This window comes from Noviherbaspirillum sedimenti, assembly GCF_003590835.1.
Classification (GTDB): Bacteria; Pseudomonadota; Gammaproteobacteria; order Burkholderiales; family Burkholderiaceae_D; genus Paucimonas; species Paucimonas sedimenti.
In genome coordinates this window covers 460985-483532 of sequence record NZ_QYUQ01000002.1, presented here as the reverse complement: position 1 = coordinate 483532, position 22548 = coordinate 460985, and the positions used below count along the sequence as shown (strand labels likewise).

Sequence of the window (22548 nt, the reverse complement as noted above, 5' to 3'; positions counted from 1 at the left end):
ATGCCCCTACACTCGATCGCGCCCGCGCTCCTCTGCTGCCTTTTGGCACTACTGCCAGCTGCTGCGTTGTCCCAGGATCCCGGCCACAGGTTGACAGCGGCGCCCGCCTACTGGTCCGACAACTGGCGCGGCTGGCATTTTTATGAAGACCCGCAAGACGAGCCTGCCGCCGCCAAGGCGGCTCCAGCGCCTCCCAAGCCTGGCCCTGAACCTGTGGCAACGCCGAAAGCCCCGGAACTGGTCCAGTTCGAGCAATTGCAGAAAAAGTTGGAGGAAACCCGCCATATCGCCATCATGCGTCCGACCGAAGCCAATGTGCGCCGCTACATGGAACTGGAGTCCAGGGTGGTTGGCCAGGCGTCGCTCTTTGCTGACGTCGCCCAGCGCGTGGCCTGGGCCACGCCGGAACTCGATCCGACCTTGCACGGCCGCCCGGTCAATGCCAAGGCGCTGGAAGTGTATGAGCAGGATCAGATGCAGGGGCGCACGCGCTCGATCGCCCAGCTCGGGCGCGACCATGTGCTGTTCTTTTTCTTTCGCAGCGACTGCCCGTATTGCCATGCCTTTGCGCCGACGCTGGGAGCCTTCCAGGCCAGGTATGGGATTGCGGTGGTGCCCATCAGCCTCGATGGCGGCGGCATTCCGGGCTTCCCCGCGCCCAGGCCCGACAACGGCATCGCCCGTACCCTGCAGGTGACGCAAGTGCCGGCCGTCTTCCTGGCGCAGCCCTTCGCCGGCAAGATTGCGCCGATCGGCTTTGGCGTCCTCTCCGAATCCCAGTTGATAGAGCGCATCGCCTTGGCGGCTGCGCCTGTCGCCCAAGCAACGGTTCCCAACCGCCCCCAACCTGTCACGCTGCGCTAGGAGAATGCCCATGCATACCCCCATCTTGCCGCGAACAATCGTGTTCGTCACTGCCGGGTGCCTCATCCTGGCCCCGCTTTCCTTGCGGGCTGGCGACCTGAATGCCGAAGTCGACAACATGTTCAATCATCTCGGCGCCGTCGGCAACTACACGGCGCCCGGCGCCTTCCGCGGCCAGACCTTCAATACCTATACCGGCGGCAATCTCTTCATGCGCGCCCCCAACAAGGTCTACCAGCTGGCAGCGATCCAGTTCCCCAGCGCCAAGGCCGGTTGCGGCGGCATCGACGTCTTTGGCGGCTCGTTTTCGCATATTTCCGCCACCGAGTTCAAGAACATGCTCAAAAACATTACCGCCGCCTTGCCCGGCATTGCCTTCCAGCTCGCCCTGGAATCCGTCTCACCCCTCTTGGGGGGACTGACCAAATGGGCCAAGGGACTGGAAACCTGGATCAACAATGCCCGTATCAATTCCTGCGAAACCGCCAAGGCCATCGTCAGCACGGCGGCCGATGCCGTGGGCTACAGCAGCCAGGAAACCTGCGCGGATCTCGCCATCGAGATGGGGCTGGAGACCGACCGCGATGCCGCCCGCCGCCGTTGCGCCACGGACCGCGCCGGTATCCTGGCCACCGCCCGGAGCTCGGCCGACCCCAATATCAAAAACAAGGCCCCCTTCGTCGGCAACCTGACCTGGAAGGCGCTGCAGCTCGGCAGCACCTATCTGGATGACCAGGAACGCGAACTCATCATGAGCCTGGTCGGCACGGTGATTTTCTATCCGGAAGAAGCCGCCCAGGCGCCGGCGCCGTTCGCGCCCACCATGACGTCGATTGCCCACCTGCTGTACGGCCAGGAAAATGCCAGTGGCGGCAACGTCACGCAGCATCTATTGAAATGCAATAACTACGTGGAGTGCGATGTCGTCACGCTCGACACCACCTACGTCCATACGCCTTTCACGATGAAGGTGGAGACCATGATGCGTTCGATCGCCACAAAAATTGCCACGCGCACCGCCATCCCCAACAATTCCGCGGAAGTCGGCTTTGTCAACCAGACCACCGAACCCGTCTACAAGATGCTGTCGATCGGCGCCACCATTCCCGGTTCGGGTCTCGCCGACAGCCTGATCGCGCAATACCGCGATGTCATCGCCGCCGACTATGCCTACGTTTTCCTGGAGCGCAATCTGCGCATCGGCATGGCGGCACTGGACAAGGATTATCTGCTGACCAATCCCCAGCGCACGCAATCAGCCGACATCCGCAAGCGCGTGCAAGGCCTGCTCTTGCAGCTCGCCCAGGAAAAGAACTTGTTATACCAGAAGGTCGGCTCCTTCAGGGCGGTAGCGTCGCACCTGGAACAGCTGGAGCGGCAACTGCGCAGCAGCATGCCGCAGCACGTCATGGACATGCTGGGCCAGCAGGCGGCCACCATGGGCAAGTAAACGTCACCCAAGCCAGCGAGGACACCGCATGTGGGAAATCTATGCCTACCAAAATTCGGACAGCCTGTTTGGCATCTTCAATGCCATTGCCGCAATCCGCGGAGCCGACACGTACTTGAGCGCAATTGCCGCCGTCACCTTTTGCGGCTTCATTGCCGCCCTGCTCGCCTACGCCTTTGCACCGCACAAGCTGCAGGGCTGGCAATGGCTGGCGTCGGTGGTGCTGGTGTATGCCATCCTGTTTGTCCCGCGGGTGACGGTCGGCATTGTCGACAAGACCGGCGGGGCGCCGGTGAAGGTGGTGGACAATGTCCCCTTTGGCATTGCCTTGTTTGGTGGCTTGACCAGCACGATTGGCAATACACTGACCGAGCTGTTCGAAACTGCGTTCCAGATCATTCCCGGCAACCCGAATTTGCCCAGTGAATTGACCTACCAAAAGAATGGCTTGATGTTCGGTAACCGCCTGATCAGGGAAACCGGCAAGGTGGTATTCCAGGATCCGAATTTCCGCACCGACCTGGTCAATTTCATCCACAACTGCACCATGTATGACTTAATCGACGGCACACTCGACCCGACCGTATTTGCGCGCGCAGACGATGTCTGGGGCTTGATGGCGACGCCAAACCCCGCCCGCTTCACCACGCTCACCGGCAGCGGCGGCGCTGTTGCCACCGACACCTGTCCCAACGTCTACAACGACCTGAATCTGCGGATACCAGCGCACATCAGTTTCATCCAGGGAAAACTCGCCACGCAATTGAATCCTACCCTGCCCGGTGCTGCGGCGGCTGGCGTGATTGCCGCGCAGATCCAGCAAGCCTATTTGAAAAACAATATCGCCAATGCCGCCGCCACGGCTGCAGACATCATCCGCCAGAACGCCGTCATCAATGCAGTCAACGATACGAGCCAATTAATCGGGCAAAAGACCAACGATCCCGCCTCGATGGTGCTGGCAGTCGGTCGCGCCCAGGCGATTGCGCAAACCAATGCGGCCTGGATCAATAGCGGCAAGATAGCCGAACAAGCCTTGCCGGTGGTGCGCAATGTCGTTGAAGCCCTGGCGTATGCGATTTTTCCGATCGTGGTGCTGCTGCTGTTTCTGACTGGCGGCAGGGAAACCATGATGGCATTGAAAAACTATATTGCCGTGCTCATCTGGATCCAGCTGTGGCCGCCCCTGTACGCCATCCTCAATTACATGGCAAGCATGTATGCGGCATCGGAACTGGCCGCCGCGGCAAACGTGGGCGGCGGCTTGAAGGCGCTGTCGCTGCAGACCGCATCGTCCATCTACGCCAATGCCATTTCCTCGGAAGCGGTGGTGGGGTATCTGACCATCAGCATTCCCTTTATCGCCTGGGCCGCCTTGAAGCGCATGGAAAACCTGGGCAATACCGTGGTGGGCGGCCTGACCGGCCTGCAATCGACGGCGACCATGGCAACAGGGACGGCGGCCGCCGGCAATGTCAGCATGGGCAATGTCGCCATGGACCAGATGCAGCTGGCGCCCAACCGCACCTCCGCTTTCATGGGAAGCCTGCAAAGCGACATCACCGGCAATACCGTCTCGGCAAATGCCTTGAACGGGCGCACCGCCGTCAACCTGCTGCGCAACCAGGGGTTCGCCTCGCGCGTGGTGTCGATGAAAGTTTCGGAGCAGGATGTGGTCGAGGCCAACCAGTCCGCCGAAGCCGCCCGCAGTGACCTGGTGGCGGCCAATACCGAGCGCTCCGCCATGCTGGCGGATGTCTTCAGCAAGGGCACGGCCAAGCTCAATTCCGTTCGTACTTCAAATGGCAGCAACAGCAGCAGTTTCGAAGAAATCGGTTCCAGCCTCGACCGCCTGGATCAAATTTCCCGCCAAGTAGCTGAGCGCACCGGCATGAGCCAACAGCAGGTAGCCCAGATCGCCTTCGGCGCTTCAGGGCACCTGGGTGTAAGCACGCCTGGTTTCTCGCCAGTCAAGGCCGGTTTGCAGGCCAATGCCAGTGCCGGAAAATCCTTTTCATCGGGGCTGTCAGCCGATCAGCAGAAAGTCCTTGGCGCCCTTTCATCGGAGCAGCTAGCGGAATTCAAGAAATTCGGCGACCGCGTCAGCCGGGACCAGGGCTGGCTCCAGGCGGTGTCGTCCGATAATCGCGAAGCCAGCGACTTGTCCGCTCGCCTGGCAAGCACTACCTCACGTGCCGAGCGTGCCCAGGCAAGCTACGGCGAACGCACGGTGCTTGCCGAGCGCCTTTCCTCTGCGCGCGAGCGCGGCGAAACCATCTCGATCGACATGGCCCAGGATCCCCATAACCTTGCCATGTTCCTGCGCTATTCGGAGCAGTATGGCGGCGACAGTGCGTCAGCATTTGTCCTGCTGGATAGCGAACTTGCCCGTCAAGCCCTGCGGCCCAATCGCGTCTTCTCGGACGGGACGGCGATCCCTGTTTCCTTTTCAGAAGTGAAAGACCGGCACACGGCGCAGGCGAACGATCCGGCGCTAAATCCGGCAATTAAGGATCGCGACCATGCCAACCGCGCCCAGGTCACTCAGAAGCCAGCGCCCAAACCGCATGCTCCGGCCCAGGAACAGCCGGCTACTGTCAGGTTACCCACCGTGCGTCAACGCGTGGCAGAGGAAGGTGCGTCCCTGCGTGCCCATGGCATATCGGCAAAGGCCCGCTTCGATCAACAAGCGGAAATCGTCACCACTCCGGATGGCACCTTGTCTTCCACCAGGTCACTGATGAAACTGGCGGGGAAACAAGTGGTCGAAGACGGCGGTAATGCTGCCGACAATACCAAGGAAGTCGTTAAAGATCTTTTGATAAAGAAAAAATAGATTTGATGATGATTCAAAAACCATTGTGATGATTCAAATTAGTTAAATCTGGCGAACCAGATTTAACTCTTGAGATTAGTTCTGGATCTCCTGCGATAGGAAACCGCTCCTTGTCATCAGACCATTTTTTGGCCATGGCCATCAGACCAGCATGGTCAAAATCGGTATTTTCATCCAGAGCACTGCCGGAATAGCACTCTTGCGGCTCGCATTTAATTGATTGTCGACTAAACGCATGCACTACGGCGCACAGCCCACCTGCAATGGCGCCAGCAAACGCTGCGCCAATGACTCCCATGACCAGCATCAGCCCGACGCCTTCCTGAATTGAAGTAAAGACGCCGAGCATGGCGCCGATTCCCATTGCAATTCCGATGACGAAGAAAACCATGGCCTGATCCTCACTGAGAGTACGCGACTTTGCGTCCTTGTCGTCAATACGAATTAGCAATCATTCTACATTCCGCCACAGGGCATAGGCATTGGCTTGCGCCAGACATTTGGTAGTGGCTTGCGCAAGATCATAGCCCTACGTTGGCCCGGCACGCAGGCAGACGCGCCAATGCCGAATGCCCGTAAAAACCCTCGTCATTTCCTATGGCGCAAGACCCGGTCGGGCAGTACCGTGACGGAATAGGCACAAGTAAAGCGTAGAACTTTTTTCTTGGCTTGTCGCGATCACGGAGCCACTCATGATCCAGGATGAAAAGACACTCGAACAGCGCACTCCCCCTCTGCAAGAGCTACCCCCTGTGCCGCCGCAGAACGAGACCGTGATGCTGCAATTGCTCCGCGAAATGCGTGAACAGCGCCTGGCGCTACAGGCCGAACACCATCTGGCGGCATCCGAGCGTCGGGTAGAACGGCGCTGGAAAATGTTCTTTCAAGGCGTATTCTTTGTGGCGCCCCTTATCCTTGGCCTCCTCTATTTTTCATTTTTCCTCAGCTCGTCGGGGTTTCGCTGGGGGCCTTTCGACGAGGTGGTGGGCGTGGTCCGTATCGACGGTCAGATTTCATCCTCGTCCCCATCCTCCGCCGACAAAATCATTCCCGCCCTGGGAAAGGCCTTTGCTCATGCCAACGTCAAAGCCGTGATCCTGTCGATCGACAGCCCGGGCGGCGCGCCGGTCGAATCCGAGCGCATCAACAATGCGATTGCCTCCCTGAAGAAAAAATATGACAAGCCCGTCGTTGCCGTCATCAACAACCTTGGCGCCTCAGCAGCCTACCTGATTGCGTTGCATGCCGATAAAATCGTTGCCGGCAAGTACAGCCTGGTCGGCTCGATTGGCGCCATCATGACGCCATGGGAGCTGCATCGTGCGATGGGCAGGCTAAATGTCACCCAACGCGTCTACGCTTCCGGCAAGATGAAGTCTTTCCTGAATCCCTTCACGCCTGTCTCCCCCGAGATGGATGCCAAAGCCCAGCAGCTTGTCGGCCAGATGGGCCAAACCTTTGTCAATGAACTCAAGGCCGCGCGTGGTGCGGCGTTAAAGCCGGGAGTTGATTACGGTAGCGGCGAAGTCTGGGGGGGCCTAGAGGCAAAGGAAATCGGTTTGATCGATGACATTGGCACCCTGGATGAGGTGGCACAGCAGAGTTGGGGACTCAAGACCTACGATTTTGGACCGCATCAGGCAGGCATTGGCGCCTTTTCTGCACAAGCGAATGCCAGCGTGTTGCAGCTACTTGAACACTTCCTTGCTCAGCAGCGCTTTCAGCTGCGCTAGCAATTCGGCATAGTCATTCGGGACGCTTCGTAAGACATGAGCCTTCTCCAACAATGCGAGTTATTGCAGTCGCTACACTACGAGCATTCTGGGAGCGACATCCCGTTGCCGAGCAACCCCTGAAGGAGTGGTACGAAGAAGGTACGAACGCGACCTTGACGCAGCCATCGGACATCAAGGGCAACCACTATCTACTGATCGTGGTCATTGCCTACAAGTTGCAGATCGTCTGGGTGAAGTTTGTCGGTACCCACAAGGAGTACGACGCAGTGGACGCAGAAACCGTTGATATGGCCTGATTGGCTCTGGAGGACAACCTGGACATTCATCCCATCCACACCGAAGCAGACTACAAAGTCACCCTCAGGGATATCTCGACCCTGATGAATGCGAACCCCGAACAGGCACGACGGATGGAGATCGTCTGGCCATCCTGGCCACGCTGGTTCAGGCCTATGAAGCCAGGCACGTTCCCATCAGCGCTCCCGACCCGGTCAAGGCCATCAAATTCCGCATGGAGCAAAGCGGTCTTTCGGTCAAGGATCTGGAGCCGATCATCCGCAAGAGCAACCGCGTCTACGAGATTCTGAACCGCAAGCGCCCGCTGCCCCTGCCTAAGATCCGCAAGCTGCACCAGCGTCTTGGCATCCCGGCAGAGGTGCTAATTGCAGAGACAGTTGTCGAATGATTGCGTTTACGGTTTCAACGAAACTAGCATTTCCCTACCACGTCTTTTAAATATGGGTCAGATTTGCTGAGTCAATTGCCATCTTAGTTGGCGACGAGCAGTAGCAATAACGTCCAAAAACGTTGCCACCTTAACATCCGGCTCAAGATTGCTTATCGGAAAATCCGGTGACCGCTTTCCTCCCATCACCAAAACTGTAATAGGCTTGGTGACCAACTTCGCTAAATCGTGACGGTAATCCGTGGCCTGGGTGTAATCATCTCTATTTAGAGGATGAGAGGGCCGCTTAAACTCAATGAGGAGACACTCGCCATTCAGATTTTCGTTCAGGAGAAGATCTGGACGGTTGTTTGCTCTTTTGCCTGAGAACTTTTTACCCAAAAAATCTTCAACCTGCCTTTGAAGTGTTTTGTTCGAACTGAAAAGCGAGAATTCAGGGCCAAATATCCACAGGTTCTTTTCAATTGCCTTGTGCATTTGGGCTTCAAGCGTTCTTTCATTTTTGGAAAGTGATTCAAGCTGGTCCAGAAACTTGTTCCGAGCATTCGCCTGTTCGACGAGATGGGCCATATCCACTAAACCAAATTCATCCAGAGCATCCGCGAGCGCAGCGATATCCTTCCGTTTCGCTTCTGCAAGATGCTGAACTACAGTTCCATATTCAGACCGTTCAATCGCTTCAAGCAATACATAGATGAACGGTGCAATCTTTTCCTCTGGTTCTTGATAGAACCGATCTAATATCTTCTTAATTGCTTTTTCAGCAAACTCGCGCCGATTTTCAGGAAGAGCAGCTAACCGATCTTTGATATCACGCCGCAATCTCGCATGGGCTAACTGGATTTCCTTTCCGTGCTTCTCTTTGAATGCAGCGAGAACAACCGGCCTGACCATTTCAGCCACACGCATTAGCAATTCACTGTTTTCGATTAGACTGTCCCAACCTGCTGTGACATGTTCTCTCAGCCCATCCGCATCGATCTCACCGTATAGACGCTTCAATAATTTCTGAGGAAAATCCTCCTGCTCGTCAAGGCCAAAGAAGGACGGTTTGCCGACTGCCTTGCCGTCCACTCGGATCACGATGCCAGGCTGACGTGATATTGATTTCTTCTCTGAGATTGCGAAACGAAGACGCACATCGCCGACGTCGCGCACAGATAATCTTTCATCTTTGAATAATCCGTCGACATCATCGACGCCAAGGGGTTTATCGTTAATTAAAATGGCAAAATCAGTTTCTCGCCCATATTCCTGTAACAAAATCTGACGAAACTTCAGCGGATCGGGAAACGCCAAATGCTGGTGCAGCCCGCTCAGTGTAATTCGAGTGCCGTGAGATAATGCGTCACAAGGATCACTATTAAGAACGATAGGAAGATGCTCGATGTCCTGTACTGTGGCGAGATCCTGAATTCGCAGTGTGAAACTGGTCCGAACACCCCGCGCATAAGTCTCAAGAGTCATGGCAGAAGCCGCCATAAGTCCAGCAAATTTGCCTACGCCTTTCCGCCCCTTGACAAGCCTTTGTTTTCCAGAAGTTCGCTCCCCACTTCGTTCTCTTCGGTCAGACGCAATCGAAAGGTAATGATTGGTCAACTCTTCAGTCGTCATTCCTGTGCCATCGTCGAGAATCACAATCGAGCCTTCGCTCATAGGAGCAGGTAATGAGACACTCACATGATCTGCATCGGCATCCCATGCGTTATCAACCAACTCTTTAATAGCCTTTTCGGTGGACGCATATTCTTGACTTAACAGACTTGCAAGCCGCGAGTTAACTTGAAATCGGGTGTCGATCTTCTTCATCTTTTATTACCTTGACATTGCTATTAGGTAAGTCAAGCATACCAGCACTTTCATTGCTTATCATGCAATTAATCCAAGGCGACTTTTTTGTATTCAATATGATGATTTTATTTTGAGAGTAAAAACTTAGGCTGATTTGACCGAATCTGACAACGGATGGCTGGTCAGGGCTGGGTTACGACATCTGATGCAGGCTCTGTCGACTGAAACCACGACTAAAATGCGCAGACAATTCTGCGGATAGGCGAACGATCAAAGCCAGAAATTATGAATTTCGGCACCCATCCGCCGAGGGACAAAGCAATCCACACGAAAATCGTCCGGTCAAGACCGCTTGGGGATTAACATCAGGCCGACGTGCTTGCGCATCACGATCTTTTCATTATTTTTTAGATTGCCCTTTAAAGCGACAAACATGCCGGGCAAATAAAATTAGCATTACCGCTTATTCCGCCGACGTGACAAGCATGATCAGACTGCATCGGGCTAAGTAGCCTTGCCGAATTTCCCTGGCATCACCTCACTCCCTGCTCTTAACGCATCCAGGTAATCAGCCCACTCCTGCATCATGACAATCCGCTCATCCAGAAACTTGGCGCGGTCATACGCGGCATCCACTTTGTTTTTATGTGCGTGGGCCAGCTGGCGGTCCACCACTTCATGCCGATACCCCAGTTTTTCTTTAATGGTGCTCATTGCCAGCGCCCGGAACCCATGCCCGGTCATCCGGCCTTTATAGCCAAGCCGCCCAAGTGCAAAAAGGATCGTATTGTTACTCATGGGTTTGCTGGGATGTGCCTGGTTCGGAAATAACAGGCTCCGGCCACCACTGAAGGCCTGCAATTCTTCCAAAACAGCCAGCGCCTGGCGGGAGAGCGGAACCGAGTGCTCTTTGCGCATTTTCATGCGCTCGGCGGGAATCACCCAAAGGGCGGCATCCAGGTCAAATTCACTCCACCTGGCGTTGATCAGTTCTCCGGTCCGCACGAAGGTCAGCATCATCATGCGGATGGCCTGGCGCGTCAGCGGATAGAGGCGCGCATCATTGCGATCCAGGACGCGGATAAACTCCGGCAGGTCTTTCGCATCCAGTGCTGCGTAATGGCCTGGAATGACGGGTTTCAAAGCATCTTTGAGGTCCGGCACCGGATTGCGCTTGGCACGGCCAGTAGCGATTGCGTACCGAAACACCTGGCCACAAGTCTGCCCCAACCGCTTGGAGATTTCCAAGGCGCCGCGCTTTTCGACCTTGCGCAGCATATCCAGGAGATCGGGCGCTTCCAGTTCAGCGATCAGACGCTTGCCAATCACGGGGAAAACATCCAGGGTCAGCCGGTGCAGGATGTTCGTGCCGTAATCCGGCGTCCATTTTTCGATATTGTTTTGATGCCATTCGCGGGCGATCGCCTCAAAGGTATTGGCACTCTCTAATGCCCTTTTTTGTTCTGCAATGTGCTTGGCCAGCCCGGGATCGATGCCCTGCTTCAGTAGCTTACGCGCTTGATCGCGCTTTTCCCGCGCTTCACTCAACGACACTTCCGGATACACGCCGAACGCCAGCCGTTTTTCTTTGCCGTCGAAGCGATATTTCAGTCGCCAATATTTGGACCCGGTGGGCATGACTTCCAGGTACATGCCGCCTCCATCTGCCATTTTGCGGGGCTTGACGTCTGGCTTGGCGTTCTTGCATGCGGTATCGGTCAGGGGCATGGGGGCATCTCCGATGAGGAACTGCACTTATGCCCCCAATAGTGCCCCCAATTTAGCCGGATGTAAACGGACGTCAAAATGCGCAATAAACAAAAAACCCGCATCAGCACTGGGCTTGATGCGGGTTTCTGGACTTCTTTGGACTTCTTGAAACAACAAACTGGCGGAGAGGGTGGGATTCGAACCCACGGTAGGGGGATACCCTACGCCTGATTTCGAGTCAGGTACATTCGACCACTCTGCCACCTCTCCGGATTCGGTCGATCACGGCATGGGCTTGCCGCGAAGCCTGAGATTATATCAAAGTCTGGCTTGTTGTGGCAGTAATTTTACTCAAGCCTGCGGTGCCAGGCGCTCCACCCCGCCCATGTAGGGCCGCAGCACTGCCGGAATCTCCACGCTGCCGTCGGCTTGCTGGTAATTTTCCAGTACCGCCACCAGGGTGCGGCCGACCGCCAGCCCCGAGCCATTCAGGGTATGCACCAGTTCCGGCTTGCCTTGGGCATTGCGGAAACGCGCCTGCATGCGGCGCGCCTGGAAGGCTTCGCAGTTGGATACCGAGGAAATTTCGCGGTAGGTGTTTTGCGCCGGCAGCCACACTTCCAGGTCGTAGGTCTTGGCCGCGCCAAAACCCATGTCGCCCGTGCACAGGGTAATCACGCGGTAGGGCAAACCGAGTTTATTCAGGATGGCTTCGGCGTGGCCGACCATTTCTTCCAGCGCCTCGAAGGATTTTTCCGGGTGCACGACCTGCACCATCTCGACCTTGTCGAACTGGTGCTGGCGAATCATGCCGCGCGTGTCGCGCCCGTAGCTGCCGGCTTCCGAACGGAAGCACGGGGAATGCGCCGTCATACGGATCGGCAAGGCATCGCCGGCGACGATTTCATCGCGCACGATATTGGTCAGCGTGACTTCCGAGGTCGGGATCAAGTAGAGCGACTCGCCCTCGCCTTCCTGGCCGCCCTTCTTCACCGCGAACAGGTCGGCTTCGAACTTCGGCAACTGGCCGGTGCCGCGCAGCGAATCGGCGTTGACGATATAGGGCGTATAGCATTCGGTGTAGCCATGCTCTTCGGTATGGGTGTCCAGCATGAATTGCGCCAGCGCCCGGTGCAGGCGGGCGATGCCACCCTTCATGACGGCAAAGCGCGAACCGGTCAGCTTGGCGGCGACATCGAAATCCAGGCCAAGCGCGGCGCCAACGTCGACGTGATCCTTGACCTCGAAATCGAAGCTGCGCGGCGTGCCGACCTTGCGCAATTCGACGTTACCGGACTCATCGGCGCCCACCGGCACGGATTCGTGCGGCAAATTCGGGATGGCGCGCAGGAATTCGGTCATGTGCGTCTGCACCTCGTCCAGCCGCGCGGCCGAGGCCTTGAGTTCGTCGCCGATGCCGCCAACTTCGGCCAGCACCGCCGAGGCATCCTCGCCCTTGCCTTTCAGGATGCCGACCTGCTTGGACAAGGTGTTGCGCTTGCCCTGCAATTCCTCGGTGCGGGTCTGGATCTGCTTGCGCTCGGCTTCCAGCGCATTGAAGGCGGCGACATCGAGGGAGAACTTGCGGGCGGCCAGGCGGGCGGCGACGCTATCGATGTCTTTGCGGAGGAGTTGGATGTCGATCATGGCGAAGGATGTGGTTTTCGGTCGAAAACCGCCATTGTACCAAGCCGGGCAGCACTCGAGCCAGACGGACCTGCCGCCCCCGCTTCGTTTGCAGTCAGCCCAGGCTCAGGCGATATCGACCACGACATTTCCCATTACCTTGCCGCCTTCCACCGCCTCGTGCGCCGCGGCGATCTGTTCCAGCGGAAAACGTGCGCCGATCGTATGCTTCAGGCGGCCGGCGGCCAGCAAGTCGCCGATGGCGTCCAGGCCTTGCTGGCGCTGCTCCTGGGTCAGGTCGTAGACCAGGAAAAACAGCAATTGCAAGGAATTCATCAGCATCGGGCGAAACGGGATGACGTGGTCTTCCATCGAATTCGATCCGTAGCAGACGATTTTGCCATGCGGCATCAAGGCTCCTTCGCGCACCAGGTTGGCTGTGGTGGAAAAATCCATGTCGATGATGGCATCCACGCCGCGCCGCCCGGTCAATTCCAGGATCCGCTGCGTTACCGGCTCGGTCTTGTAATGGATGGTCTCGGCCACGCCGGCAGCCTTGGCATGCTGCGCCTTCTCGTCGGACCCCACGGTGCCGATCACGCGGGCGCCGCCGAGCACGGCAAACTGGGCGGCATAATGCGCTACCGCAGAGGCTGCGCCGATCAGCAGGATGGTCTTGCCCTGGATGTCACCGAGCAGGCGCACCGCTTCAAAGGCAGTCAGCGCCGGGATACCCAGGCAAGCGGCGGCTGCGAAGTCGCAATTGTCCGGCAGCCGGACCGCCTGCGCCGCCGGCAAGGCGATGTATTCGGCGGCCGTGCCCATCGGGCGTTGCCATTGGCCATTCCAGATCCACACCCGTTCGCCGATGCGCGTCGGCGGCACGCCCGCGCCGACCGCTTCGATGACGCCGCCGGCGTCGCTGTGCGGAATAATGAATGGGCCGTTGAGCGGACGGCCGCGGCGCGATTTCACGTCCGACGGATTCACGCCCGAAACATGGACCCTCACCAGCACTTCGCCGGGGCCGGGTTGCGGCGTAGGCATTTCGCCGACGATCAATGTCTCGCGCGCCGCACCGTTTTTTTCATACCATGCTGCCTTCATGATGCTTACTCCTGTATTGTTTCTGTTCCCGGTGTTCGGCATGTCGCCCACATGCCCTCCTGTCACAGCAATTTTTCCAGCTCGTGACGCTTGACCTTGCCGGTTTCGCTGCGCGGAATATCGGCAGCGTCGACAAACCGCACAGTTTTCGGGATCTTGTAGCCGGCGATGGCGTTGCGGCACAGGGCGATCACATCTTCCTCCGTCAGCGAGGCATCGCGACGCACCACGAAAGCGGCCGGCACCTCGCCCCATTTGCTGTCCGGTTTCCTGACCACGGCGACTTCGGCGATGCGCTCGCTTGTCAGGAGCACCTTTTCGATCTCGGCCGGATAGACATTTTCGCCGCCGGACTTGATCATGTATTTTTTGCGGTCGACAAACGCAAGGGTGCCGTCTGCATTGCGGCGGAACATGTCGCCCATATGGAACCAGCCGTTGCGAAAATCCTTGAGGTTGGTTTCTTCCGCATTCCAGTAACCGCTGAACAGCGTGGCGCTGCGCAGGCTCATCTCGCCGACTTCGCCGGTCGCCACTTCGCGGTCGTCGTCGTCGACCAGGCGCACCTGGCAAAACGAGCTTTGCTCCTTGTCGAAGCCGGTGGGCGCGTGGCCGACCGGGATCAATGACTTGCTGGCCGGCGCCATGCCGGTTTCGGTGGCGCCGAAACTGTTCAGGAAAGGCGCCTGCAAGAGCGTGGTCAGCTCGGCGATCAGTTGCGGCTGCAGCAGGTCGGCCATCGAACCGATCAGCTTGATGCCCTTCGGGACAATCTTGCGCTCCCTGACCTCGGCCATGGTGCGCTCGATCATGCCCGGCACCATGATCAGCCAGTTGATCTTTTCGGTGGCGATGGTATCGCCGACCTGCTGCTGGTTAAAGCCGTCGATGATGCGCACCTTGCCGCCCTGCAGCAGCGACGCCAGCGAGAGGTCGGCGCCGGACAGGTGGAACAGCGGCGACCACGCCACATAGGTTTCGTCGGACGTCAGGCTCCAGTCGGCAAACATCAGCGCGGCGCGGGCGATCATGGCGCGATGACTGATGAGCGCGCCCTTGGGAAAGCCGGTGGTGCCGCTGGTGTAGAGAATCAGCAAACCGTCTTCCGGATGCACCTGCGCCGCCGGCTCGATCTCGCTGGCTTGCTGCAGCAGGGTTTCGTAGGCGTCGCCGAACACGATGCTCTGCGGGATCGCCAGGTTCAGCCGGGCGATGGCCGGGCCGTGGCGCTCCGAGTGGATGAGCAGGCGCGGGCTGACCAGGCTGATGCAATGACTCAGCTCGGCATCCGACTGGCGCCAGTTCTGGCAAGCGGCGATGGCGCCGATCTTGGCGCAGGCCAGTTGCGCTTCGAGGTATTCGGCGCGGTTCTCCGACATGATGGCGACCCGGTCGCCGCGCTGCAGCCCGCTGCCGAGCAGAGCATTTGCCAGGCGATTGACGCGTTCGTTGAGCTGCGTGTAGCTCAGTGCGCGCCGCTCGTCCTGGACCGCAATGCGTTCGCCGCGCGCCATGGCGCGCAAGCGGAACAGCTCGCCCATCACCGGACCGGCGCCGGCTTCCCTGATCAATTCTCTCGATTCCATTGCTTGCATCCTGATGAATAAATTAGGTCAACTGAAGCAGGCGCCGCCGTTGACATCGACCACCGCGCCATGCATGTAGCTGGCCGCAGGGCTGGCGAGAAAGGCCGCGACGCGGGCGATTTCCAGCGGCTGCGCCAGGCGGCCCGCCGGAATCTTGCGCGTATCGACCACTTCATTATGCAGCATCGGCGTGGCCGTTGCGCCCGGCGCCAGGCCGTTGACGCTAACGCCGTGCGAAGCGGCGCGCAAGGCCAGCCAGCGCACCAGCGTATGCAGCGCGCCCTTGCTGCTCGCATACTGCGCGCCCGACAGCAAGCCGCCGCTGCGGCCGGCCAGCGAGCCAAGGAGGACAATGCGACCGGTTTTTCTTTCGATCATTTTCTGCATTGCCAGTTGCGCCAGCAACATCGGCCCGCGCAGGTTGATGTTATAGACGCGCTGAAAACTGTCTTCCCATTCCGGGCTGCCCGGTTCCAGCTCGCGCTCTTCCGGCAATATCGCCGCAGTGACGATCAGTGCATCGACGTCGCCGATTGCGCTGCAAAAGCGCTTGACGTCTTCGACCGACCCCATGTCCAGCGCATGCGCATCCACCTGCGTCCCGTATTGACCCCGAATCCGCGCGGCGCTGGCCTGCGGCGCCGCGCGGTCCGCCAGTATCAGGTGCGCGCCCAACTGGGCGCAAATATCCGCACAAGGTTCGCCGATGCCGCCGACGCCGACGATGGCGACGCGGCTGGACTCCATTGAAATACCCATCAGGTCCGACATTTTTTATGCTCCATTCTTTTCAACCTGCCCTTGCCGGCCGCAACCACGTACGGCAAGGGAAACTCCAGGCCTCACACCTGCCTCAATTTACTTCCACATGGTGCACTTGGATTCGGCCTTGGTGGTGAAGGCGTCCGCTGCGGGAATCGTCTGCACGATCTTGTAGTAATCCCACGGCGCCTTCGATTCGGCCGGGGTCTTCACCTGGATCAGCTTCATGTCGCTCATCAGGCGGCCATCTTCTCGGATCGTCGCGTTGCTGGTGTACATGTCGTTGACCGGGGTTTTCTTCAGGTACGCCATGATCTTGTCGCTATCGTCGGCGCCGAGCGTCTTGACCGCTTTCAGGTACGTCATGGCGGCCGAATAGGTCGAGGCATGCAGGGCGGTCGGCATGCGCTTCATCACGGCGAAGTAACGCTTGGACCAGGCGCGCGATTCCGGGCTCTGGTCCCAGTACCAGCTGTCGGTGGCATACAGGCCCTGGGTCTGCTGCAGGCCCAGCGCGTGCACGTCGGTAATAAACATGAACAGCACCGCCAGCTTCATGGACTTGTTGACGCCGAATTCGTTGGCACTCTTGATGGCGCTGATCAAGTCATTGCTGGCATTGGCAAAGCCCAGCACCTGCGCCTTCGACGACTGCGCCTGCATCAGGAAAGATGAGAAATCCGAGGCATTGAGCGGATGGCGCGCCGCGCCGGCCACCGTGCCACCATTGGCCTTGACTACCTTGGCGGAATCGCCTTCGAGCGACAGGCCGAACACGTAGTCGGCGGTCAGGTAGTACCAGCTCTTGCCGCCCTGCTTCATCACTGCCGCCGTGGTGGCCCTGGCCGCCGACACGGTGTCGTAGCCGTAGTGCACCATGTAGGGATTGCAGTCTTCATTGGTGATGCGGCCGGTACCGGTAGCGGGGATGATGAAGACCTTTTTCTTTTCTGCGGCAATTTTTCCCATCGCCAGCATCACGGCCGAGTTCGCACCCGCCATCAGCAAGTCGACGCCGTCGCGATCCACCCATTCGCGCGCCTTGCTGGAGCCGATATCGGCCTTGTGCAGGTGGTCGGCATACACCATCTCGATTTTCTTGCCGTTGATGGCGCCGCCCATGTCGGCGATCGCCATCTTGATGGCCTCGATGCCGCCCTGGCCGGAAATGTCGGCATACACGCCCGACATGTCGGTCAGCATGCCGATCTTGACGGTGTCGCCGGAAATCTGCGCCGCGGCCGGCGCGCCCAGCCCCATCGCGCATGCGGCTGCAGTCGCCAGGGTGATTGCCTTGCGGCTGAATTTGCTTGTCTGTTTCATTGCTGTCTCCATTTATTGAAATACGCCGTACTGCCGGCGGCACTGCTTGCTCTAGCCTCACTGCGCCAACTCCCGGAATGCCTGCCGCTTGCGCAAGCTGGCATCCGGCAGCATGGCATCATTCCTTTCTGCCCTCGCCCCGCTTCTTCGGCTGCGCTTGCGGCGGCACACCTTCCAGCCCGTAGCGGACGAATTTCATATAAGTATCCGCAACAAAATCCGGCAATTTCGGCGCACCGCCTTCCTCGTGCGTATAGTTGACGGCAAGGTAATCACGCGCTGCCATCAGGATTTGCGCGATCACTTCCAGCTCGCGCGGCTCGTATCCGGGGAATTCGCCGCTGGCATGCGAACGCAGCAAAAAACGCATGTAGTTATCGAACACGTTTTTCATGTGCGCATCATGCCCCTCAGGCGAAAAGAGGTAGGCTTCGTTCAGGATGCGGAAAAATTTCGGCGCAATCTGCAGGAAGGAAAAGAAAGCGCGAAATTGCTGTTCTTCCAGTTCTGCAAAGCTGTGGCCACCAGTCAGTTTGCCCTTGACGTACGCCAAAAGGTTGCGGCCGACCGCCGGCATCAGCTCGTCAAGGATTTCCTGACGCGAATTGAAGTAATTGTAAAAAGTTCCCTGGCCGACGCCTGCCTTCTGGGTGATCAGCGTGATCGAGGCATTGGCGAAGCCTTTCTCGCCCACCACTTCTGCGGCGGCCTGCAACAGCGCCTCGCGAGTCTGTTCCGACTTCTCGATACGGCGCCTGCCGCGCGGCGCCTTGACGCCGGCGCCAGCCGTCTTTTCCGCCAATTTAGTTTCCATCATGCGCTCCTTTCGCGCCGGCATGGCCGAGCAAGAGTTGCAGCGGCTGTTCGAGGTAATGCGTGACGCGGCTCAGGAAACGCAGGCCGGACACGCCATCCAGCAGGCGATGGTCGCCGGCCAGCACCAGCCCCATTTCCTGCGTCAGTGCCGGACGCCCTTCCGCATCGGGGCGGAACTGCTTGCTGATGCTGCCCACGCCAAGGATCATGGCTTGGCCGGGATTGATAATCGGCGTCATGAACTTAACGTTGAACATGCCGGCATTGGAAACGGTGATCGCGCCACCCTGCATTTCCGGCGCCGTCAGCGCGCCGGCGCGGGCGCGTTCGACCAGGCGGTTGCCGGCCAGCGCCAGGGCGTTCAAACCAAGCCTGCCGGCATCGCGCAACACCGGCACGAACAGGCCGCGCTCGGAATTGACGGCCACGCCGACGTCGGCGCTATGAAAACGCAGGATGTCGCCATCCGCCCACACGGCATTGGCCTCGGGCAGATCGACCAGCGCGCGACCGACCGCAGCCACGACGAAATGATTGATGGTCAGGCGCACCACCGGATCCTGCGCGTTGATTTCGGCGCGCAAGGCCAATAGCTTCGACACTTCCGCCTCCACCGCCAGGTAGAAATGCGGCACCTGCTGCTTGACTGCGATGAGGCGCCGCGCCGTCGCCGCCTGCACCAGGCTGGGCTTGCTGCGTATGCCGGCGTCGATCGCGCCCTCTCCGGCGGGACAGGCCACAGCTGCGCCAATGCGCGCTGCCGCTGGCAGAGCCGGAGCCGACGCTGCAGGAGCCGGCGCTGCGGCCATTGCGGCAGCCGCACCCGCGCGCGCCTCCAGGTAATCCCGCACGTCCTGCGCCCGCACCGCGCTGCGAGGGCCGGAGCCCGGCACGACAGCAAGGTCGACATTTTCCATGGCGGCGATGCGCCGCGCCATCGGCGACGAACGCACGCGGCCAGCCGGTGCAGCGGCAACGGCCGCCGCCGGCGCTTGCGATCCCGCCGCCTGTTGTCCCGAAGCCTGCACTGCCAGTGCTTGCGGCGCCGTCACGGCCGCTGCGTCCGCTGGTGCGGCACTTTCCTCGCCGGCGGCGCCGTCATCCCAGTAGCCGATGATCTCCCCCACGGCGACCGTCTGACCGACCGCGGCGACGATTTCGCTCAACACGCCATCGGCCTCGGCCGGCATCTCGTTGGCGACCTTGTCGGTCTCCACCACGAACAGGGTATCGTCGGTCTTGAAGGCGGCGCCGGGCTGGATCGACCACTCGGCGACCACCCCTTCGGTCATGGTCAGGCCCAGTTTCGGCATCAGTAATTTGCGTTTCATAAGCTTTCCTGAGTGAGATCCGCGCCTAGCGCCCGCCCGCCATGGTGACGCGCACGGCGTCGGCGATGTCGGCGGGCTTGATTACGTACTGGGCTTCCAGCGACGTGGCGAAGGGCACCGGCATGAAGGGCGAGCCGACCCGCATGACCGGCGCATCCAGTTCGTAGAAGACGTTTTCCGTGATGCTGGCGGCGATTTCTGCGCCGCTGCCGAAGGACTTGACTGCCTCGTGCACCACCACCACGCGATGGGTACGCGACACGGATTCGTACACGGCTTGCTCGTCCCAGGGCTGCAGCGAACGCAGGTCGATCACTTCGACTTCGATATTCTCGCCGGCGAGCTGCGCTGCCGCCTGCAGCGAGGCGTGCACGGTATTGCCGTAGGTGACGATGGTGACGTCGCGCCCGGGCCGCGCGATCCTGGCCTTGCCGATCTGCGCGCCGATCGCGGTATCGACTTCGCCGCGCTTGCCGTACAAGGCCTTGTGCTCGATGAACACCACCGGATCCGGATCGCTGATCGCTGCGCGCAGGAGGCTGTAGGCATCCTGGGGATTCGACGGGCAAACCACCTTCAGGCCCGGCACATGGGCGAACCAGGCTTCCAGGCATTGCGAATGCTGCGGGCCGGCATTCAGCCCGCCGCCATGCGGAGTACGCAATACCATCGGCACATTGAATTGTCCGCCGAACATGAAGCGGGCCTTGGCCGCCTGGTTCACCATGGCATCCATCGCCAGGGTGATGAAATCCATGAACATGATTTCGACCACTGGCTTCAGCCCGGTCATGGCAGCCCCCACGGCCGCCGAAACAATCGTCGATTCGGCAATCGGCGTATCGATCACACGGCGTGCGCCAAACTTGTCCAGCAAGCCGCGCGTCGCCTTGAAAGAGCCGCCGGCGCGCGCAACATCCTCGCCCATTACGATCACGTTTTCGTCGGCCGCCATGCCATCCTGCAGCGCCCGATTGATCGCTTCCATATAACGAATTTCAGCCATTTTTTATCCTTGTGCCGCAGTGGCCGTATAGACGTCCGCAAAAGCCTGCGCAAAATCCGGTTGCCTGTCGGCGCGGCCGGCAAGCACCGACGCTGCCACCTGGGCCTCGACTTCGGCATCGATCCCGTCGACGGCTGCAGGCGCCACGCCGCACTGTTCGATCATGGCGCGGGCGAATATGAGCGGATCGCAGTCGTCGGCCGCGATCAATTCCTCGGCGTTTCGGTATTTCTGCGAATCGCCCTCGAAGTGTCCGCGTATCCGGTGCGTTTTGCATTCGAGAATACGCGGCCCGCCGGCGCGCGCCTGGCTTGTCAGTTGCTGCGCTGCCAATGCCACTTCCTCGACATTGTTACCGTCCACCTGCACATGCTGGATGCCGAAAGCGCGCGCCAGATCGGCCAGCTCGGCGACGAACTGTTCCTTTGTTTGCGAAAATTCGGACCAGCCATTGTGTTCGCAGACGAACAGCATCGGCAATTTCCACAGCGCCGCCATGTTCAGGCTTTCATGCAGCACGCCCTCAGCCATCGCGCCGTCGCCGAAGAACGCTACCGCAACGCCACCGGTGCCGCGCACCGAATGCGCCAGCGCGCTGCCCAGGGCAATCGGGATACCGGCGCCGACGATGCCATTGGCGCCGAGGATGCCCTTGCTCCTGTCGGCCACGTGCATGGAGCCGCCGCGGCCGCGGCAGATGCCGCCGTCCTTGCCCATCAACTCCTTGAAGAACAGGTCGAGCTCCATGCCGCGCGCGAGCACATGGCCATGCCCCCGGTGATTCGTCGCGACAGTATCGCGCTCTTCTAGGGCAGCCATCACGCCGGCGGCGACCGCCTCCTGGCCGATGCTTAAGTGGATGAAGCCGGGAATTTCGCTATCTGCAAACAATTTGATCAGGCTGCTTTCCGCGACCCGGATCAGACGCATGGTCCGGTACAGGGACAGCAGCAACTGGCTGTCTTTATTTTTAGTCATTGGCTTTGACAAGCTTGCGCTCTGATGTTGGTTTTCATTCGTAAAAATTCGTAAAGTTTTCAGGCAGCCCTCATGCGGGCTGCCGCAAACCGCCGTACATGTCCCAACTGCAGCCCACCAGCCAGCCGCCATCGACCGGCAGATTGACGCCGGTAATGGCACTGGCGCGTTGCGACAGCAGGAAGCTCACCGCATCGGCCACCTGGGACGGCAGCACCAGTCGCCCCAGCGGCGTATTTTGCAGGGCACCGCTGACTTCGCGCTCGCCACGATCGATCGCTTCCTGGAGCATGGGCGTCAGGGTGTAACCCGGGGCGACGGCATTGACGCGGATGCCGGATGGTCCCCACTCCGCCGCCAGGCATTGCGTCATGCTGATGACCGCGGCCTTGGCGGGCGCATAGGAATGCAAGGGCATGGAGCTGGACCCGGCGATGGAAGAAATATTGACAATGGCGCCGCGCTTGCGGCTGCGCATGCCTTCGGAAAAAGCCAGTGCGGCGACATAGGTGCCGCGAAAGTCGATGCTCTGCACACGGTCCCACTGCGCCATATCCAAGTGTTCGGGCGGCAGCGGTTTCTGGGTTATGCCGGCGCTGTTGACGAGGCCATACACGGGGCCGACTTCGCTCTCGACCCGGCGCGCCAGGTCGCGGATGCTGCGCTCGTCGGTGGCGTCAAATGCATAGGCTTGGGCGCCGATGCGCGCAGCCACGTCCTGCGCCAGGTCGATCTGCACATCGGCAAGCACTACCTGATAACCCTCATTGGCCAGCAGCTCGGCGCAACTGGCGCCAATGCCGCTTGCTCCGCCAGTAATGACGACGATCGGCTTCTCCGCTCCGGGCATATCATGTCTCCATTGTTTTGTTTATTTACGAATTACGAATCTCGATTCGTAATTCGATATTCGTAATTTAAAGCAAGGACTTCGCCGTGTC

Annotated in this window: 18 protein-coding genes, 1 tRNA gene and 1 pseudogene; 6 read left to right on the top strand and 14 right to left on the bottom strand. The window is 59.3% G+C overall.

Annotation, left to right across the window (positions count from 1 at the left end):
* Genes traF through D3878_RS02345 form a run of 3 tightly spaced genes read left to right on the top strand, consistent with a single transcriptional unit; the run spans nucleotide 1 to nucleotide 5150 of the window.
* The gene (gene traF / locus D3878_RS02355; protein ID WP_119784012.1) at nucleotides 1–864 is read left to right on the top strand and encodes a conjugal transfer protein TraF; all 864 of its coding nucleotides are present in this window, start codon (nucleotides 1–3) and stop codon (nucleotides 862–864) included.
* 10 nt (nucleotides 865–874) lie between these two features.
* Nucleotides 875–2314, top strand: coding sequence for a conjugal transfer protein TraH (locus D3878_RS02350; RefSeq protein WP_233556203.1), 1440 nt, complete (start codon nucleotides 875–877; stop codon nucleotides 2312–2314).
* A 28-nt stretch (nucleotides 2315–2342) separates the two neighbouring features.
* On the top strand, nucleotides 2343–5150 hold the full coding sequence (locus tag D3878_RS02345) for a conjugal transfer protein TraG N-terminal domain-containing protein (RefSeq protein WP_119784010.1): 2808 nt from the start codon (nucleotides 2343–2345) through the stop codon (nucleotides 5148–5150).
* A gap of 13 nt (nucleotides 5151–5163) precedes the next feature.
* Here D3878_RS02345 and D3878_RS02340 read toward each other — a convergent pair whose 3' ends face one another.
* On the bottom strand, nucleotides 5164–5541 hold the full coding sequence (locus D3878_RS02340; RefSeq protein WP_147383864.1) for a hypothetical protein: 378 nt from the start codon (nucleotides 5539–5541) through the stop codon (nucleotides 5164–5166).
* Nucleotides 5542–5842: 301 nt separating this feature from the next.
* Here D3878_RS02340 and D3878_RS02335 point away from each other — a divergent pair, with 301 nt between their 5' ends.
* From D3878_RS02335 to D3878_RS02325, 3 genes and pseudogenes are all read left to right on the top strand, one after another.
* The gene (locus tag D3878_RS02335) at nucleotides 5843–6883 is read left to right on the top strand and encodes a S49 family peptidase (RefSeq protein WP_119784008.1); all 1041 of its coding nucleotides are present in this window, start codon (nucleotides 5843–5845) and stop codon (nucleotides 6881–6883) included.
* 53 nt (nucleotides 6884–6936) lie between these two features.
* Nucleotides 6937–7182: a type II toxin-antitoxin system HigB family toxin gene (locus tag D3878_RS02330; protein WP_119784007.1), complete on the top strand. Its 246-nt coding sequence runs from the start codon at nucleotides 6937–6939 to the stop codon at nucleotides 7180–7182.
* Between the two features lie 18 nt (nucleotides 7183–7200).
* A pseudogene (locus D3878_RS02325) lies at nucleotides 7201–7571 on the top strand (helix-turn-helix domain-containing protein).
* A 57-nt stretch (nucleotides 7572–7628) separates the two neighbouring features.
* On the opposite strand, the gene D3878_RS02320 reads toward D3878_RS02325, so the two are convergent.
* The 13 genes from D3878_RS02320 to D3878_RS02260 all read right to left on the bottom strand — a co-directional run bounded on the left by D3878_RS02320 (nucleotide 7629) and on the right by D3878_RS02260 (nucleotide 22457).
* A complete protein-coding gene (locus D3878_RS02320; protein WP_119784006.1) occupies nucleotides 7629–9380 on the bottom strand; it encodes an ATP-binding protein in 1752 nt (583 codons plus the stop codon).
* 486 nt (nucleotides 9381–9866) lie between these two features.
* Entirely contained in the window at nucleotides 9867–11090 is a 1224-nt protein-coding gene (locus tag D3878_RS02315) for a tyrosine-type recombinase/integrase (RefSeq protein WP_119784005.1), read from the bottom strand.
* A 161-nt stretch (nucleotides 11091–11251) separates the two neighbouring features.
* Nucleotides 11252–11342: transfer RNA gene (locus tag D3878_RS02310), tRNA-Ser, on the bottom strand.
* A gap of 81 nt (nucleotides 11343–11423) precedes the next feature.
* Nucleotides 11424–12719 carry a serine--tRNA ligase gene (gene serS / locus D3878_RS02305; protein ID WP_119784004.1) on the bottom strand — a complete coding sequence of 432 codons (1296 nt, stop codon included), beginning with the start codon at nucleotides 12717–12719 and terminating at the stop codon, nucleotides 11424–11426.
* Nucleotides 12720–12824: 105 nt separating this feature from the next.
* Nucleotides 12825–13805: an NADPH:quinone reductase gene (locus tag D3878_RS02300; RefSeq protein WP_119784003.1), complete on the bottom strand. Its 981-nt coding sequence runs from the start codon at nucleotides 13803–13805 to the stop codon at nucleotides 12825–12827.
* A 62-nt stretch (nucleotides 13806–13867) separates the two neighbouring features.
* Nucleotides 13868–15391 carry a class I adenylate-forming enzyme family protein gene (locus tag D3878_RS02295; protein WP_233556202.1) on the bottom strand — a complete coding sequence of 508 codons (1524 nt, stop codon included), beginning with the start codon at nucleotides 15389–15391 and terminating at the stop codon, nucleotides 13868–13870.
* A 27-nt stretch (nucleotides 15392–15418) separates the two neighbouring features.
* Nucleotides 15419–16162 (bottom strand): SDR family NAD(P)-dependent oxidoreductase, encoded by a 744-nt coding sequence (locus tag D3878_RS02290; RefSeq protein WP_119784001.1) that lies wholly within the window; start codon nucleotides 16160–16162, stop codon nucleotides 15419–15421.
* A gap of 87 nt (nucleotides 16163–16249) precedes the next feature.
* On the bottom strand, nucleotides 16250–17476 hold the full coding sequence (locus tag D3878_RS02285; RefSeq protein WP_119784000.1) for an ABC transporter substrate-binding protein: 1227 nt from the start codon (nucleotides 17474–17476) through the stop codon (nucleotides 16250–16252).
* A 118-nt stretch (nucleotides 17477–17594) separates the two neighbouring features.
* Nucleotides 17595–18293 (bottom strand): TetR/AcrR family transcriptional regulator, encoded by a 699-nt coding sequence (locus D3878_RS02280; protein ID WP_158592154.1) that lies wholly within the window; start codon nucleotides 18291–18293, stop codon nucleotides 17595–17597.
* On the bottom strand, nucleotides 18280–19623 hold the full coding sequence (locus D3878_RS02275) for a dihydrolipoamide acetyltransferase family protein (protein WP_119783998.1): 1344 nt from the start codon (nucleotides 19621–19623) through the stop codon (nucleotides 18280–18282). Before D3878_RS02275 ends, D3878_RS02280 begins: the two co-directional genes overlap by 14 nt.
* A gap of 25 nt (nucleotides 19624–19648) precedes the next feature.
* Nucleotides 19649–20629 carry an alpha-ketoacid dehydrogenase subunit beta gene (locus D3878_RS02270; RefSeq protein ID WP_119783997.1) on the bottom strand — a complete coding sequence of 327 codons (981 nt, stop codon included), beginning with the start codon at nucleotides 20627–20629 and terminating at the stop codon, nucleotides 19649–19651.
* Between the two features lie 3 nt (nucleotides 20630–20632).
* Nucleotides 20633–21607, bottom strand: a complete 975-nt coding sequence (locus D3878_RS02265) for a thiamine pyrophosphate-dependent dehydrogenase E1 component subunit alpha (RefSeq protein WP_119783996.1) — start codon at nucleotides 21605–21607, stop codon at nucleotides 20633–20635.
* 70 nt (nucleotides 21608–21677) lie between these two features.
* Complete coding sequence (locus D3878_RS02260; protein ID WP_119783995.1) at nucleotides 21678–22457, bottom strand: SDR family NAD(P)-dependent oxidoreductase; 780 nt, start codon at nucleotides 22455–22457, stop codon at nucleotides 21678–21680.
* Between the last annotated feature and the right edge of the window lie 91 nt (nucleotides 22458–22548).